The 237-nt window shown below is 38.4% G+C and carries 1 pseudogene; it reads right to left on the reverse strand.

What is annotated here, in order from left to right:
* Positions 1-237, reverse strand: a pseudogene (locus tag M901_RS02940) (methionine--tRNA ligase); the annotation flags it as partial.

Below are 237 nucleotides of genomic sequence, written 5' to 3' on the forward strand. Positions count from 1 at the left end.
TGATTTGTAGGTGAAAATTACTGAAGACGTCAGTTTGTTGGAATTCACCTGGAAGAGCTTGTCTCATCGGATCTTCTTGGACTCCAAACCACATACTTCCTTGCATTAGGACATAGAAGAATACGTTATCAGTCCCGAGGAATTTAAAAACTTTGGCTTCTGGATCACACCAGTATACTTTATGAAGTTCTGGGTCCAGTCCTTTCTTCTTTAATGCTACTTTAGTAAATGAAATTG

Origin of the sequence: Bacteriovorax sp. DB6_IX (assembly GCF_000447775.1) — a bacterium.
Taxonomy (GTDB): Bacteria; Bdellovibrionota; Bacteriovoracia; order Bacteriovoracales; family Bacteriovoracaceae; genus Halobacteriovorax_A.